We start from the raw sequence: 15,746 nt of genomic DNA, 5'->3' as shown, positions 1-15,746 counted from the left end.
CCAAAAGCAGTGGGGCGAACCTGAGCCTGTACGCCATCCTCCGCGAACTGCAATACCTACTCGCGACCTGGCTCGGGTTCTGCCCCCTCTGCCGCCAACTCGTCCCAACCTAACAAAGCACTACTAGGGCGGTGGTCACGGTGGCGGCGGCCAGGCCGACCATCCGGAACAGGCTTTTCACGAGCAGGGGTGTCCTTTCAGAGGGCTGGAAACATTCGCAGGAATCGGAGACGGAAATCAGACGATGCGCCAGAGGTCAAGTCGCGGATCGTCCGCGAGACACCGCTGAACCGTTCGGCGCAGAATTGCGTACGCCAACGACGGCTCGTCGGTGGCCACGAATGCGAGAATGTCGAATCCGGACGGCCCGGCCCGGATACGAATATGGTTTATCCGCTCGTCCGAGCGCGCCCGCGCCGACAGCAGGCCACCCAGCTCGGGTTCCGGATATTGCCGATCCCCGCCTAGTGGGGCTATCCGGACCACGGCGGCGATCACGCCTGACCCGGCGCCGGAAGCGGCGGCGTCCAGCCGAAACCCTCGGCGAGCGGGCCCGTTGTGACCTCGACACCGAGGGCTGCGGCGAGCGCCGCCAGCACCGCGAGGACGACCACCGGAACGAACAGCCGGGTTGCCGGCAAACGGCACGCAGACATGACTTGGCCCTTTCGGATAAGTGGCGGGAGAGTGTCCTTCGACGCGTATTCGGTGATTGCTCACCGGCGTTGGGACAAGCGTGCCGTGCCCGCCGACCGCTGTCACCAACTTGCGGCTGGCCAGACCCTGCCTGGCGAGAAGTCGCAACCACCGGCACGGGACAGCGGAAAAGACCCGCAGACATCTACACTCGTGCCCATCGAGCCAACGGGGAGGTTTCGGTGCTGGAAGCGCTGGGTTTGTCCACTGTCAATGAATCCGTCTACCGGGCGATGCTCACGCACCCCGCCCTCGACGTGGCCGGCCTCGCCGCCCACCTGGATCTCCACCCGGCGCAGGTGCACGCCGCGCTGGACGTGCTGGCCGATCTGGCCCTCGTCCGGCTGGACGACACGGGCGGTACGGCGCGGGCGGTACGCCCGCAGACCGGGCTCGCCGCGCTCCTGGCCAAGGTGGAGGCCGACATCGCCGTACGGCAGCAGCAGATCGAGGCGGTGCGCGCCGCCATCGCGGACATCGCGGTGACGCACGAGCAGCACGAGGTGGTGCTCCGGCTGGAGGGAATCGACGCGGTCCGCGACCGGCTCGCCGAGCTGGCCCGCACCGCCACCACGGAGTGCCTCTCGTTCAGTCCCGGCGGCGCCCAGCCCGCCGACACGCTGCACGCCGAGGCACCCCTCAACGCCGCCGCCCTGGAACGCGGCGTCCGGATCCGCAACGTCTACCAGGACAGCTTCCGCAACGACCCGGTCACCCTGGCCCACGCCCGCCGGATGGCCACGCTGGGCAGCGAGTCGCGCACGGTGCCGACCCTGCCCATGCGGCTGATCATCGTCGACCGGAGCATCGCCCTGACCCCGATCGACCCGCGGGATCCCCGCCTCGGCGCCCTGGAGCTGCGCAGCCCCGGTCTGGTCGCCGGGCTGCTCGCGCTCTTCGACCAGGTCTGGCAGCAGGGCAGCCCGTTCGGCGAGGTTCCCGGTGCCCGGGCCGGCGAGCTGACCCCGCAGGAGAAGGCATTGCTGCAACTGTTCGCCGACGGGCACACCGACGAGTCGGCGGCCCGGCAGCTGGGCATCTCCGCGCGGAGCGTCCAGCGGCTGATGAACGCGCTCACCGAACGGCTACAGGCGAGCAGCCGGTTCCAGGCCGGCGTCGAGGCCTCCCGGCGCGGCTGGATCTGACCGCCCGGAACGCTCCGCCGCCCCCGGCCCCGGCCGGAAATGGCTGGCACCGGGCGGTGCCCGCCGGCAGGCTGGCGCGGTGCCCTACCGCCGCGTCGAGAACGCCCCTGCCCCCGGCACCGCACGCCGGCTGACGGGGGAGCACTGACGTGACGCAGCGACTGCTGCCCCCCGCCGAGGCGGCCGCCCGCCCCCCGCTCTGGCGCAGCCGGGACTTCGGGCTGCTCTGGGGCGGCCAGACGGTCGCCGAACTCGGCACCCGGATCTCCGGCGTGGCGGTGCCGCTGCTCGCCGCGGACACCCTCGCCGCCAGCGTCTTCCAGGTCTCCCTGCTGACCTTCCTGGCCTGGCTGCCGTACCTGCTCTTCTCGCTGCCGGCGGGGATCATCGCCGACCGGGTCGACCAGCGCCGGCTGATGGTCGCCTGCGACCTCGGCCGGGCCGCGCTCCTGCTGTCGGTGCCGGTGGTCGCCCTGGTCGGCCAGCTCAGCCTGTCCTTCCTGTACGTCGTGGTCGGCCTCGCCGGCGTGCTCACCGTCTTCTTCACCGTGGCGTACAAGAGCGTGCTGCCGCGGCTCGTCCCGGCCGAGCGGTTGCTGGACGCCAACGCGAAGCTCACCATCAGCCAGGACTCGGCCGAACTGGTCGGCCCGACCATCGGTGGGGTCCTGGTCGGGCTGGTCGGCGCCGCGAAGACCTTCCTGGCCACCGGGGCGACCTACCTGGTCAGCGCGGTGACGCTGCTGCTGCTCCGGCACCGGCCCGCCGCCCGTTCGGCGCCCGACCGGGGGTCGCTGCGGGCGGAGCTGACCGGCGGGCTCGGCTTCATCCGCCGGCAACGGATCCTGCTGGCCATCCTGGCCTGCACCACCACCTCGAACTTCTTCGTGATGGCGTCGAGCTCCATCGAGGTCGTCTTCATGCTGCGCGAGCTGCACGCCTCACCCGCGCTGGTGGGGCTGGTCTTCTCGGTCAGCGCGGTGGGCGGGTTGGTGGTCGGTGCGCTCGCCGGGCGGCTGACCGCCTGGCTCGGGTCCGCCCGGGTGATCTGGGTGGCGATGGCCGCGCCCGGCCCGCTCTACCTGCTGATGCCGCTGGCCCAGCCGGGGTGGGGGGTGCTGCTCTACGGGGTCGGGCTGGCCGCGTTCTCGGCCAACGCGGTGCTGTTCAACGTCGCGTCGATGACCTACCGGCAGCAGATCACCCCGCCGGAGCTGCTCGGCCGGGTCAACGCGGCGTTCCTCTGGATCTGCTTCGGGGTGATCCCGCTCGGCGCGCTGGTCGGCGGCGCCCTGGGCAGCCAGCTCGGGCTGCGGCCGGCGCTGTGGATCTGCGTGCTCGGCACCTGGAGCGCGTCCCTGTTCGTGGTCTGCTCCCCGCTGCGCGGACTGCGCGACGTGCCGGCGGCCGTCACACCCGTCCGGGATGCCGTGAGCTGACCGAAGCCCACCCGTCGCCGGGTCTGTGCTGCTCTGCCACCAGCGGGCGCGGGACTGAGCGGGGTCAGACGCCGGCGCCGCCGGTCTCGGCGAGGACCCGGGTGAGCAGGTCGACGAACGGACCGGGGCGCTCGAACAGCGACCGGTGCCCGGCGCCGTCGAGCACCACCCGCTCCTTGCGGGGCGCCTGGAGCTGGGCGTACCACTGCTGAAGCAGGGCGAGCCGGCCGGGCACCTCGTGGGCGCCGTCGACCAGCCAGACCGGCACCTGGAGTTGGCGCACCTCGCGCCGCAGGTCGAGATCCTGCAGCGTCGGGTAGAGCACGTCCCACCCGTCGAACTGCCCGCTGAGCGCGTGCGCCTTCTCCAGCAGGGTGTACTCCGACACGCCGAGGTTCTCCGCCATCCCGCCGCGGCCCTCGCTGGCCCCGGTGCGGTCGTAGTCGAAGGCGCCCACCTCGTTGGCGAGCAACGGCTCGTAGTCGTACATGCCGGCGTAGGGCGGTGGGCCGAGGTCGGCCAGCCGCTGCGCGAGGTCGGCGCGGCCGGTGCGGCGGGCCCAGGCCAGCGTGTCGTCGTACTGGCTGCGATCGGCGGCGCGCAGGTCGACGGCCTGACCGACTCCCACGTACGCCTGGAACAGGTCGGGGCGGCGCCGAACGGCGGTGACCCCGACCAGGGAGCCACCGGAGTGCGCCACCAGATAAACCTTGCCCTTGCCGAACCGCTGCCGCAGGTGCTCGGTGACAGCGACCGCATCGGCCACCTCGCTGTCCAGGGTGAGCGACGACGAGGGCGCGAAGGACGCCCACGATTTCGCCGCGCCCCGCCGGTCCACCGTGGCCACCACGAACCGCTGTTCCAGGCCGGCGAGGTGCCGGCGTACCGCGCCGATCTCCGAGCCACCCGGCGCGCCGGGCAGGAAGAGCAGCACGGGCGCGCTCCGGTCCGCGCCGCGCAGCATCAGCCCGAGCCGCCGATCGCCGATGTCGACGCTGGTCAGCTCGGCGATGCCACCGTCGATCCGGTCCGTCCGTGCGGGCACCGCCACGGCCACCGTGACCAGCAGAAGCAGCACGGACAGCAGGCCGGTCGCGCCCCGCCCCAGCCACCTCCACACCGGCCGCCGGTCGGCGGCGGGCCGACCGCGTCGCGCGATTCCGGCCCCGTACGCAGCGCCGACCAGCAGCGGCAGCACGGCCAGCAGCCCGTGCAGGCCCCGACCGAGGAGCAGGGCGGCGAACCCGAACCCGCTGGCGTGCGGAGCGTCCACGGTGAGCCCACGCAGGTCGACCCGGACCAGCTCCACCGCCACCACGAAGAGGACGGGCACGCCGAGCATCGCCCAGCGCGACCGGCTCAGCCAACCGGCCGCCAGCCCCACGGCGAGGCTGACCAGGATCGACACCAGTGCCTCGGCGTTCGTGCCCGGGCCCCGGGGCGTCCACCAGCCGACCGTCAACCCCCAGACCACCGGGAGCAGGACCGCGACGGCCAGGCTCGGGATCGGACGCGGGACCGACAGCTTCGCCATGACACCTCACCGGGGTCGTCGGGACCCCAGCCTAGTGACGATCGATCTCACTCACTGCCCCGTCCGGGTGACGGACCGCAACCCGCCACTGTGATCCGGTCACCCGAACCAGGTCATCGCCTGGCCGTGCCCGCGGGTCCAGGCCAGCGGCGTTCCGTCCAGCGCCAGCACGTTGTGGTGGGCGTCCCCCGGCGGCTCCGGCAGCACGTCGTGCGGCAGCACGTCCGGGGCCTCGTTCGCGATCCAGTGGCCGGGCAGGGCGCGTACCACCTCGGCGAAGGCCGCCCGGCGCGGCGCCGGCACCTGGTAGAGCACGGAGGTGTGGAAGACCACCAGCGTCGCGCCGGCCGGCGCCCGCGCGGCCAGGGCCGGCAGGTCGTCGACCAGGTCGCCGCGGGCGAGCAGCGGCGGATCGGCCGCGGCGACGGCCGCGGCGGCGCGCAGCCGGGCCCGGCGGTGCTCGTGCTCCGGCCAGATGAGCGCGTCGAGCCAGGCGACGTCCGCCGGGTCGGTCACGTCGAGCGGGTTCAGGTCCAGGCCGGCCCGCCACACCACCTCGGGCCGGCGCCCGGGCGGCGCGGTGCCGGTGAGCGCGCAGTCGAGGACCGGGCCGTCCGTGCCGAGGCGGTGGTCGCCGTAGCGGTAGGCGTACCGGTCGGGGTAGAGGCAGAGCCCGGCGGACGCGCCGACCTCGATCAGCGCGAGCGGCTGCCGCAGCGCGGCGAGCACCGGCAGCAGTACGGCACACCGCCCGGGCTCGTTCGTCTGCACGGCCCGGGCCCGCAGCTCCGCCTCGATCGCCGGCCAGTGCGCCAGGGTGAAGTCGTGGAACGCGGCCGGGTCGTGCACCGGCCCGCCGAGCAGCCGCACCACGCCGAACAGCAGATTCGGCTGCCGCTTGCCCGGCGGAAGCGTCTCCACGAGCGCGAGCAGCTCGTCGTCGCGCGAGACCGCGTGGGACAGCCGCTCGTACCCGGGCGACACGCCCCGCGCCTCGCGGGCACCGAACCGGGCGTACGTCTCGGCGATCGTCACAACCCGATGATCCCTCTCGAAGTCCCGCCCTGTCCCGCCCCGATGGCGCGGCCCTCGCCGAGGCGGTCGTCGCGATGGGCACGCGAGCGTGATACCGCAGAGTCATCTTGATACCGCTGAGGTATCACCCTCCACGGCGTGACATGCCGGCGAGGAGACACCACCGCGAGCGATCGCTCGCGCCGGGCGGCCGCCACCGGCCGCGGGCGCGGGGCCGACGCGACGCTGCCCCGACCCGCCGAAGCGGGGCCGGGGCAGCGTCGCGGTCGGCGTACGTCAGCTGCAGCCGCTGGTGGAGCCGCAGCCCTCGCAGACGTAGCAGCTACCGGCCGGGCGCATCTTCGTACCGCAGGTGAAGCAGAGCGGCGCGTCGGCGGCCTTGCCGATCACGGCCTCCAGCAACTCGGTGCTGGAACCCACCGACGGTGCCGGCTTGGCGGCGGCGACCTCGGCGGTCTCCTGGGCCGGCTGGGCCACCGGGCCGGTCTTCGGCTCCTCCGGCCTGGTCTCGACCGGGGCGGAGGCGGCCATCGCGGCGAGGTCCGCGCCGCTCTCCGCCTCCGCCTCGGCCCGCAGCTGGGCAGCCCGCTCCTTGGCGGTGAAGATGCCCAGCTCCGCGCGCCGCTCGTACGGCAGGAAGTCCAGCGCGAGCCGACGGAAGATGTAGTCCATCACCGAAGCGGCCATCCGCACGTCCGGGTCGTCGGTCATGCCGGCCGGCTCGAAGCGCATGTTGGTGAACTTGCTGACGTACGTCTCCAGCGGCACGCCGTACTGGAGACCGATGGAGATGGCCACCGAGAAGGCGTCCATCACCCCGGCGAGGGTCGAGCCCTGCTTCGACATCTTGAGGAAGACCTCGCCGAGGCCGTCGTCCGGGTAGGACGACGCGGTGAGGTAGCCCTCGGCGCCGCCGACGGAGAAGCTGACCGTCTGGGACGGGCGCTTCTTCGGCAGCCGCTTGCGCACCGGGCGGTACTCGACGACCTTCTCGACCACCTTCTCCACCTCGGCCGGAGCCTCGGCGGTGGCCTTGTTCGGCTTGGCCGCCGACAGCGGCTGGCCGACCTTGCAGTTGTCCCGGTAGATGGCCAGGGCCTTGAGGCCGAGCTTCCAACCCTCGAAGTAGATCTTCTCGACGTCCTCGACGGTGGCCTGCTCCGGCATGTTGACCGTCTTGGAGATCGCGCCGGAGATGAACGGCTGGACCGCCGCCATCATCCGCACGTGCCCCATCGGCGCGATGGACCGTTCGCCCATGGCGCAGTCGAAGACCGGGTAGTGCTCCGGCTTCAGGCCGGGGGCGTCCACCACGTGGCCGTGGTCGGCGATGTGCTCGACGATCGCCTCGACCTGCTCCTCCGGGTAGCCGAGGCTGCGCAGGGCGCGCGGCACTGTCTGGTTGACGATCTGCATCGAGCCGCCGCCGACCAGCTTCTTGAACTTGACCAGCGCCAGGTCGGGCTCCACGCCGGTGGTGTCGCAGTCCATCATCAGGCCGATGGTGCCGGTCGGCGCGAGCACGCTGGCCTGCGAGTTCCGCCAGCCGTTCTTGTCACCGACCTTGTTGCCCAGCGTCCACTGCCTGGTGGCCTCCCGCTGGATGGCGGTGGCCACGGTGCCGGCCGGCTTGATCTCGTCGTTGGCGGCGGCGTGCTTGCGCATGACCCGCTTGTGCGGCTCCGCGTTGCGGGCGTAGCCGTCGTACGGGCCGACGATGCCGGCCAGCTCGGCCGAGCGGCGGTAGGCGGTGCCGGTCATCAGCGAGGTGATCGCCGCGGCGACCGAGCGACCCTGGTCCGAGTCGTACGGCAGGCCGGAGGCCATCAGCAGGGCGCCCAGGTTGGCGTAGCCGATGCCGAGCTGCCGGTAGGCCCGGGTGGTCTCACCGATCTTCTCGGTCGGGAAGTCGGCGAAGCAGATCGAGATGTCCATCGCGGTGATGACCAGCTCGACCGACTTGACGAACTTCGCCACCTCGAAGTTGCCGTCGGCGCGGAGGAACTTCATCAGGTTCAGCGAGGCCAGGTTGCACGAGGAGTTGTCCAGGTGCAGGTACTCCGAGCACGGGTTCGACGCGGTGATCCGCCCGGTCTCCGGGCAGGTGTGCCAGTCGTTGATGGTGTCGTCGTACTGCAGGCCGGGGTCGGCGCACTCCCAGGCGGCCTGGGAGATGGTGCGGAACAGCTTCTTGGCGTCGATGGTGTCGATCACCGCGCCGTCCAGCCGGCCGCGCAGGTCGAAGCTGCCGCCGTTCTCCACCGCCGTCATGAACTCGTCCGAGACCCGGACCGAGTTGTTGGCGTTCTGGTACTGGACGCTGACGATGTCGGCGCCGCCGAGGTCCATGTCGAAGCCGGCGTCGCGCAGCGCGCGGATCTTGTCCTCCTCGCGCGCCTTGGTGACCACGAACTCCTCGATGTCCGGGTGGTCCACGTCGAGGATGACCATCTTGGCCGCGCGCCGGGTGGCGCCGCCGGACTTGATGGTGCCGGCGGAGGCGTCCGCGCCGCGCATGAAGCTCACCGGGCCAGAGGCGGTGCCGCCGGAGGAGAGCAGCTCCCTGGAGGAACGGATCCGGGAGAGGTTCACCCCGGAGCCGGAGCCGCCCTTGAAGATCAGCCCCTCCTCCTTGTACCAGTCGAGGATCGAGTCCATCGAGTCGTCGACGGCCAGGATGAAGCAGGCGCTGACCTGCTGCGGCGACGGCGTGCCGACGTTGAACCAGACCGGCGAGTTGAAGCTGAACACCTGGTTCAGCAGCATCCAGGTCAGCTCGTGGGCGAACACCTCGGCGTCGGCGGGGCTGGCGAAGTAGCCGTACTCCTCACCGGCGGTGCGGTAGGTGGTCACCACCCGGTCGATCAGCTGCTTGAGCGACCACTCCCGCTCCGGGGTGCCCACCGCGCCCCGGAAGTACTTGGTGGTCACGATGTTGGCCGCGTTGACGCTCCAGGTCTCGGGGAACTCGACCCCGCGCTGCTCGAAGTTGATCGAGCCGTCCCGCCAGTTGGTCATCACGACGTCGCGGCGCTCCCAGGTGACCTCGTCGTACGGGTGCACCCCCTCGGTCGTCCAGACCCGTTCGACCTTCAGACCTGCCCCCGCCTTGCTCCGCGACCTGCTCGTCGTCACGACGTCCGCCCCCTCGTCTACGTGGTCACCCACCACGCGTCCCATCTGTCAGAAATCTGGAAAAACTCAACCGGCCCGGCCGGCGGCCTCGGCCGCGTCGGCCTCGGCGCCCTCCCGGGCACGTGCCCGCAGCGTCTCGATCTCCCGCTCGAAGTCGGCGAGCGAGTCGAACGACCGGTAGACGCTGGCGAACCGCAGGTAGGCCACCTCGTCCAGGTCCCGCAACGGGCCCAGGATGGCCAGCCCCACCTCGTGGCTGGGGATCTCGGCGGCCCCCTTGGCCCGGACGGTCTCCTCGACCCGCTGCGCGAGCAGCGCGATCGAGTCGTCGTCCACCGGCCGGCCCTGGCACGCCTTGCGCACCCCGCCGATGATCTTCGTGCGGCTGAACGGCTCGGTCACCCCGCTGCGCTTGACCACCGCGAGGACCGCCTCCTCGACCGTGGTGAACCGCTTGCCGCACTCCGGGCAGGACCGCCGCCGGCGGATCAACTGGCCGTCGTCGGCCTCCCGCGAGTCGACCACCCGGGAGTCGGCGTGCCGGCAGTACGGACACCGCATCGCCTGACCTCCTTCGTCGATCCACGGGCCCGGTCCCACGCACCTCCGGGCACGCCGGACCCCGGCGGGGTCATCCTCCGATGACCGTCGCCGTGCCGGCGGTACGGGAGTGCGGTCGGTAGTCGAACCCAACCTGTAGGCGACTTACGCCCGTGTGACTACTACATCTAGGGGTCGACCGTATGCCGCCGACGATCGGAGGTCAAGTTGGGCGGCGTGTCCGGCGCGTCACCGGCAAACCCCGCCGAACCCCCCTTCCCGGTACCGCCGGAGGACCAACCGAACGACGCCGTCAGGGGTTACCGCCCGGCCGGACGACACCCGCCGACGATCCGCCAGGATCGAACACCCGTTCGACCCGACGTACCATTACCAGAACGGGCGTACGAGCGAGCGGCTTTTCCAGCCCGACACGCCGAGCCGAGGTCGTACAGATGTTTGAAAATGACCGATCTCACCTATACGGTCAGGAACAACCGGTCGCGGCACCCGCCGTACCGGCCAGCACAGCCCCGCCGCACGCACCACGAGCCGCCGAGGCACCCAGCGCCGACCAGGGAGGACGGACGTGACCGAGGACCGGGCCAGCCGGCCCAAGAGCCCGCAGCAGATCACCGAGGCGGGCCCGCCGGCCACCCGACGCCGGGCCGCCGCGCGCGGCCGGGCCGGGCAGCCCGCCGTGCGCCCGGTCACCCCGGTGGTCAGCGCATTCCCCGACCCGGCGACGGTCGACCTGACCGCCCGGCAGCGGCGGATCCTGGAGTTCATCCGCACCTGGGTGGACCGGCACGGCTACCCGCCGAGCGTGCGTGAGATCGGCGAGGCGGTCGGCCTGGTCTCCCCGTCCAGCGTCGCCTACCAGCTCAAGGAGCTGGAGAAGAAGGGCTTCCTGCGCCGCGACCCGAACCGGCCGCGGGCGGTGGACGTCCGCGCCCCGAGCGACGTCGTCGACGACGAGCTGGCCCGCTCGCAGCGCCCCGCCCCGGCGTACGTGCCGATGCTGGGCCGGATCGCCGCCGGTGGCCCGATCCTGGCCGAGCAGGCGGTGGAGGACGTCTTCCCGCTCCCCCGCGAGCTGGTGGGTGAGGGCGAGGTCTTCATGCTCCAGGTCAAGGGCGACTCGATGCTCGACGCGGCGATCTGCGACGGCGACTGGGTGGTGGTCCGGCAGCAGCCGACCGCCGAGGCCGGCGACATCGTCGCCGCCATGCTCGACGGCGAGGCGACCGTAAAGACCTACCGCCGGCGCGACGGCCACGTCTGGCTGATGCCGCAGAACCCGGCGTTCGACCCGATCCCGGGCGACGACGCCACCATCATGGGCCGGGTCGTCGCGGTGCTGCGCCGCATCTGACGCGTGCCCGCCGGGTGGCCGCCGGTCGGCGGTCACCCGGACCGGCCAGCCCCGAACGGTGCGGTCAGCCGGCCACCTGTCGGGCGGTCAGTACCGGTCGCCCCGGTAGCCCCGGCCGGGCACCTGCCCGTACGAGCCGCGCCCGTCGTCGTAGCCGCCGTCGCGGCGACGCCCCGGCCGCTGACCCCGGGGGTCCTGCTCCGGGCCGCCCCGACGCGGCGGCTCCGCCCGGCCACCACCGCCGTACCCGCCGCCACCGGGCTGGCCGCCGTAGACGCCGCCACCGCCGGCGGGCCGGCCGTTGGGGCGACCGCCACCGTAGACGCCACCGTCGGCCGGGCGGCCGCCACCGTAGACGCCACCGCTACCGCCCCCCGGGGGGCGACCACCGGCACCGCCGCCCGCCGGGCGGCCACCGCCGTAGACGCCGCCACCGGCCGGCGCGCCACCACGGGCACCACCGCCGCCGTAGACCCCGCCGCCGGGCGCTCCCCCATAGACGCCACCCCTGGCGGCGCCGGGCTCGGGGAAGTTGTCGTCCGGCCGGCCCCGCCGGTTGTCCCGCAGGTCGTCGTCGAGGTCGCGGCCGTCCGCGTCGTCACCGGACGACCCGGCACCGCGCTTGCGGGCCCGCAGGATGCCGACGATGCCGGCGCCGACCAGCAGTGCGCCGATCACCCCGACCGCCGCGATCAGGTAGGTGATGTCCTGCAGCGACAGCGAGTCGAACCAGGACAGCGAGGCCTTCTTCTGCTGTGCGTCCTCCTCGCCGGCCACCGGCTTCGCGCCCTCCGTGGAGGGGGTGTAGCTGAGGATGTCGACCGGCTCGTCCTCCTCCATCTGCCCGCCGTCGGAGACGGTGAGGAAGGACTTGCCGTCCGGGGTGTAGGCGATCGCCTCGCCGAACGGATCGGCGAGCGCGGTGACCTTGGGTGTGCCGGTGGTCACCGCGGCCAGGACGTCGCCGTTGGCCACGTCGTACTCGAAGGCGTCGGCGTACGTGCGCAGCACCACCCGGGTGCCGTCCGGCGACCGGGCGGCACCGGTGATCGCGACCCGGCCGAAGGTGTTGAACGGATTCTCCGTGGTGGTCTTCGGCAGGTCGATCTCGCCGACCTGCTTCATCGGCACCGGGTCGGTGTCGCCGGTCTTGAGCTTCCCGTCCGGGGTGAACACCTTCGCCTTGCCGCTGGTCACCTTCGTGATGATCAACGGGCTGCCGTCGGAGTTGATCAGCAGCGCCTCGGCGTCGTGGTGCTTGCCCTCCGGGTACGACAGCCGGTGCAGCTGCGGCTTCTTGGCGCCGCTGATCGGCATGCTCCACACCGCGACCCGGTCCCGCCGGTTCTTGCTGGTGACGTTGTCACCGGTGTCGGCGATCCAGAGCGTCTTGCCGTCCGGCGAGACCGCCAGGTCCTCGGTGTCGAACGGACCGCCGCCGGAGTAGCTGACGTTCTTGGTGACCTCGCACTTGCTGTCGAGGAAGAAGACGCGCTTACGGCTCTCGACGTCGGTGCCGTCGTTGATCACGATGAAGCCGCTCCTGGTGGCCACCAGGCCGGAGAGCTCGCGCAGCCGCTCGTCGCCCACCGTGCACCGCTTCTTGCCCGGAGCGGCCGCGGACGGGAGCGCGGCGCCGGCGGGCGCCGCCAGGGCGGCTCCGCCGGACGCCACGGTCACCCCGAGCAGACCGAGGGCAACCATGATCGACGAGACAGCGCGGCGCATGGGGCCAGTGTCGCATGCCCCGCGTTTCGCGCGGGTGACGCCGGGACGCCTCACCGGGCGCCGGCGACCGCCTGCCCCTCCTCCGCCCGGAACGGTGCCAGCTCGGCGGCGAGGCTCTCGCCCACCCGTACGTGCAGCAGGGTGCCCTCCGGCAGGTGGGCCGTGCTGAGCACCTCGCCCTGCCGGTGGACCCGGGCGACCAGGTCACCCCGGTCGTACGGGAGCACCGCCCGGACCTCCACCGCGGGGCGGGGCAGCCGCGCCTCGATCGCCTCGCGCAGCCCGTCGATGCCGCGCCCGCTGTGCGCCGAGACGAAGGTCGCCTCCGGCCAGAGCCGCTTCAACCGCAGCAGCGTCTCCTCGTCGGCCGCGTCGGTCTTGTTCACCACCAGCAACTCCGGCAGCCGGTCGGCGCCCACCTCGGCGAGCACCTCACGGACCGCCCGGACCTGCTCCTCCGGATCCGGGTGGGTGCCGTCGACGACGTGCACCACCAGGTCGGCGTCGGCGACCTCCTCGAGCGTCGAGCGGAACGCCTCGACGATCTGGTGCGGCAGGTGCCGGACGAAGCCCACCGTGTCGGAGAGGGTGTAGAGCCGCCCGTCGGTCGTGGTGGCCCGGCGGGTGGTCGGGTCGAGGGTGGCGAAGAGCGCGTTCTCCACCAGCACGCCCGCTCCGGTCAGCCGGTTCAGCAGGCTCGACTTGCCGGCGTTGGTGTAGCCGGCGATGGCCACCGCGGGGACCGAGTTGCGGGCACGGCGGGCGCGCTTGGTCTGCCGAACCGTCCGCATGCCCTTGATCTCCCGGCGCAGCCGGGCGATCCGGTGCCGGATCCGGCGCCGGTCGGTCTCCAGCTTGGTCTCACCGGGACCACGCAGGCCCACGCCGCCGCCGGCACCGCCGCCGCGACCGCTACCACCGGTCTGCCGGGACAGCGTCTCGCCCCAACCGCGCAGCCGGGGCAGCAGGTATTCCAGCTGGGCCAGCTCGACCTGAGCCTTACCTTCCTTGCTCTTGGCGTGCTGGGCGAAGATGTCGAGGATCAGCGCCGTCCGGTCGACCACCTTGACCTTGGTGCGCTGCTCCAGGTTGCGCAGCTGGGACGGGGACAGCTCACCGTCGCAGATCACCGTGTCGGCGCCGCTGGCGAGGACCACCGAGCCGAGGTCGTCGACCTTGCCCCGGCCGATGTAGGTGGCCGGGTCGGGCCGGTTGCGCCGCTGGATCAGCCCCTCCAGCACCTGCGAGCCGGCGGTCTCGGCCAGCGCGGCCAGCTCGGTGAGGGAGTTCTCGGCGTCGATCTGGGTGCCCTCGGTCCAGACGCCCACCAGGACGACCCGCTCCAGCCGGAGCTGGCGGTACTCGACCTCGGTGACGTCGGTCAGCTCGGTGGAGAGGCCGGGGACCCGCCGCAGCGCCTGCCGCTCCGACAGCTCGAACTCACCGGTGGTGGCGTCGAGCTCGTCGTCGTCGAGGGGAACGTAGGTCTCCTGGTCTCGCAAGCTGTTCTCCTGTCCGTTCTGTCAGGTACCGAGCAATCCTGACATGTAGCAACGCCGGACGCACCTGCTATATGCCCGGTGGCGTACCGGCCGGTAGTGGGGTCGGATGCCGGCCGACCTGCGCGAGCGAGTAGAAATGCGGGGCGACACCCGTTCAGTGCTGACGGAGGGAAACCCGTGGCCATCACCCGACTTCCGAGTGCGGGGTTCTCGATCACCATCCGGATCGCCGTACCCGCCGACGCCTCGTCGATCGGCCGGCTGACCACCTCCGTCGGAGAGGCCGGGGCGATCGTCACCGCGCTGGACGTCGTCGACTCCGACCCGACCCACGTGATCGTCGACCTCACCTGTGACACCGCCGACGCCGGCCACGCCGACCAGGTGGTCGAGGCGCTGACCGGGCTGGACGGGGTGGACGTGCGGAAGGTGTCCGACCGCACCTTCCTGCTGCACCTGGGCGGCAAGATCGAGGTGAGCTCGAAGGTCGCGCTGCGTACCCGCGACGAGCTGTCCCGGGCGTACACCCCGGGGGTGGCCCGGGTCTGCCAGGCGATCGCGGAGAACCCGGCCGACGCCCGCCGGCTGACCATCAAGCGGAACACCGTGGCCGTGGTCAGCGACGGCTCGGCGGTGCTGGGCCTGGGCAACCTCGGCCCGGCCGCGTCGCTGCCGGTGATGGAGGGCAAGGCGGCGCTGTTCAAGCGCTTCGGCGGGGTGGACGCCTGGCCGGTGGTGCTCGACACCCAGGACACCGACGAGATCGTGTCGATCGTCAAGGCCATCGCCCCGGCGTACGGCGGGATCAACCTGGAGGACATCGCCGCGCCGCGCTGCTTCGAGATCGAGGCCCGGCTGCGCGAGGCGCTGGACATCCCGGTCTTCCACGACGACCAGCACGGCACCGCGATCTGCGTGCTGGCCGCGCTGACCAACGCGCTGCGGGTGGTGGGCAAGCAGCTCGCGGACGTCCGGGTGGTGGTCTCCGGCGCCGGCGCGGCGGGCACCGCGATCATGAAGCTGCTGCTGCGCCAGGGCGTGGGCGACATCATCGCGTACGACCGGCAGGGCGCCCTGCACCGCGGCCAGGCCGACCTCAACCCGGCCTGGCAGTGGCTGGCCGAGCACACCAACAAGGAGAACTACGGGGGCGACCTGCCCGGGGCGATCCGGGGTGCGGACGTCTTCATCGGGGTGAGCGCGCCCAACCTGCTCACCGGTGAGGACATCGCCGCGATGGCCAAGGACGCGATCGTCTTCGCGCTGGCCAACCCCGACCCGGAGGTCGACCCGCGGGAGGCCCGCAAGCACGCCGCGGTGGTCGCCACCGGCCGCTCGGACCAGCCGAACCAGATCAACAACGTGCTCGCCTTCCCCGGTGTCTTCCGGGGCATGCTCGACGCGCACGCCGAGGAGTTCACCGAGGAGATGGCGATCGCCGCCGCCCAGGCGATCGCCGACGTGGTCGGCGAGGACAAGATCAACCCGACGGTGATCGTGCCCAGCGTCTTCGACTCGCGGGTCGCACCCGCGGTGGCCGCGGCCGTCCGGGCCGCCGCGCAGAACCCGTCGCCGGCCCCGGCCGCCGACCCCGGCCCCGCCGACCTTCCCGAGATC

Annotated in this window: 11 protein-coding genes; 4 read left to right on the top strand and 7 right to left on the bottom strand. The window is 72.2% G+C overall.

Annotated elements, in window-relative coordinates; genetic code table 11:
• Window positions 1–237: 237 nt before the first annotated feature.
• Window positions 238–498: a hypothetical protein gene (locus DLJ47_RS35315; protein ID WP_146228008.1), complete on the bottom strand. Its 261-nt coding sequence runs from the start codon at window positions 496–498 to the stop codon at window positions 238–240.
• Window positions 499–878: 380 nt separating this feature from the next.
• Here DLJ47_RS35315 and DLJ47_RS02315 point away from each other — a divergent pair, with 380 nt between their 5' ends.
• On the top strand, window positions 879–1,841 hold the full coding sequence (locus tag DLJ47_RS02315; RefSeq protein WP_109898453.1) for a helix-turn-helix transcriptional regulator: 963 nt from the start codon (window positions 879–881) through the stop codon (window positions 1,839–1,841).
• A gap of 149 nt (window positions 1,842–1,990) precedes the next feature.
• Window positions 1,991–3,280, top strand: a complete 1,290-nt coding sequence (locus DLJ47_RS02310) for an MFS transporter (RefSeq protein ID WP_109898452.1) — start codon at window positions 1,991–1,993, stop codon at window positions 3,278–3,280.
• A 64-nt stretch (window positions 3,281–3,344) separates the two neighbouring features.
• On the opposite strand, the gene DLJ47_RS02305 is transcribed toward DLJ47_RS02310, so the two are convergent.
• The 4 genes from DLJ47_RS02305 to nrdR all read right to left on the bottom strand — a co-directional run bounded on the left by DLJ47_RS02305 (window position 3,345) and on the right by nrdR (window position 9,545).
• Window positions 3,345–4,814: an alpha/beta fold hydrolase gene (locus DLJ47_RS02305; RefSeq protein WP_109898451.1), complete on the bottom strand. Its 1,470-nt coding sequence runs from the start codon at window positions 4,812–4,814 to the stop codon at window positions 3,345–3,347.
• A 99-nt stretch (window positions 4,815–4,913) separates the two neighbouring features.
• Window positions 4,914–5,849 (bottom strand): DUF2332 domain-containing protein, encoded by a 936-nt coding sequence (locus DLJ47_RS02300; protein WP_109898450.1) that lies wholly within the window; start codon window positions 5,847–5,849, stop codon window positions 4,914–4,916.
• Window positions 5,850–6,125: 276 nt separating this feature from the next.
• Complete coding sequence (locus DLJ47_RS02295; RefSeq protein ID WP_109898449.1) at window positions 6,126–9,029, bottom strand: vitamin B12-dependent ribonucleotide reductase; 2,904 nt, start codon at window positions 9,027–9,029, stop codon at window positions 6,126–6,128.
• Between the two features lie 21 nt (window positions 9,030–9,050).
• Window positions 9,051–9,545, bottom strand: a complete 495-nt coding sequence (nrdR, locus tag DLJ47_RS02290; protein ID WP_109898448.1) for a transcriptional regulator NrdR — start codon at window positions 9,543–9,545, stop codon at window positions 9,051–9,053.
• Between the two features lie 568 nt (window positions 9,546–10,113).
• Between nrdR and lexA the strand changes: the two genes are divergently transcribed.
• Window positions 10,114–10,899: a transcriptional repressor LexA gene (lexA, locus tag DLJ47_RS02285; protein ID WP_088995361.1), complete on the top strand. Its 786-nt coding sequence runs from the start codon at window positions 10,114–10,116 to the stop codon at window positions 10,897–10,899.
• An 87-nt stretch (window positions 10,900–10,986) separates the two neighbouring features.
• Here the strand turns inward: lexA and DLJ47_RS35600 are convergent, their stop codons facing one another.
• Both DLJ47_RS35600 and hflX read right to left on the bottom strand, forming a co-directional pair.
• Window positions 10,987–12,627, bottom strand: a complete 1,641-nt coding sequence (locus DLJ47_RS35600; protein ID WP_158289768.1) for a hypothetical protein — start codon at window positions 12,625–12,627, stop codon at window positions 10,987–10,989.
• A gap of 50 nt (window positions 12,628–12,677) precedes the next feature.
• Complete coding sequence (gene hflX, locus DLJ47_RS02275; RefSeq protein WP_109898446.1) at window positions 12,678–14,129, bottom strand: GTPase HflX; 1,452 nt, start codon at window positions 14,127–14,129, stop codon at window positions 12,678–12,680.
• Window positions 14,130–14,306: 177 nt separating this feature from the next.
• Here hflX and DLJ47_RS02270 point away from each other — a divergent pair.
• Window positions 14,307–15,746 (top strand): NAD-dependent malic enzyme (locus DLJ47_RS02270; RefSeq protein ID WP_109898445.1); only part of this gene is annotated, 1,440 nt, incomplete at its 3' end.

Origin of the sequence: Micromonospora sp. S4605 (assembly GCF_003176715.1) — a bacterium.
GTDB lineage: Bacteria > Actinomycetota > Actinomycetes > Mycobacteriales > Micromonosporaceae > Micromonospora > Micromonospora echinaurantiaca.
The sequence above is the reverse complement of the archived record's forward strand: the minus strand, read 5'-3'. Positions and strand labels throughout refer to the sequence as shown.

Coding starts and splice junctions, on each gene's coding strand:
- nrdR (WP_109898448.1), bottom strand. CDS start 9,545: ATGCGGTGTCCGTACTGCCGGCACGCCGACTCCCGGGTGGTCGACTCG.
- DLJ47_RS02295 (WP_109898449.1), bottom strand. CDS start 9,029: ATGGGACGCGTGGTGGGTGACCACGTAGACGAGGGGGCGGACGTCGTG.
- DLJ47_RS35600 (WP_158289768.1), bottom strand. CDS start 12,627: ATGCGCCGCGCTGTCTCGTCGATCATGGTTGCCCTCGGTCTGCTCGGG.
- DLJ47_RS02305 (WP_109898451.1), bottom strand. CDS start 4,814: ATGGCGAAGCTGTCGGTCCCGCGTCCGATCCCGAGCCTGGCCGTCGCG.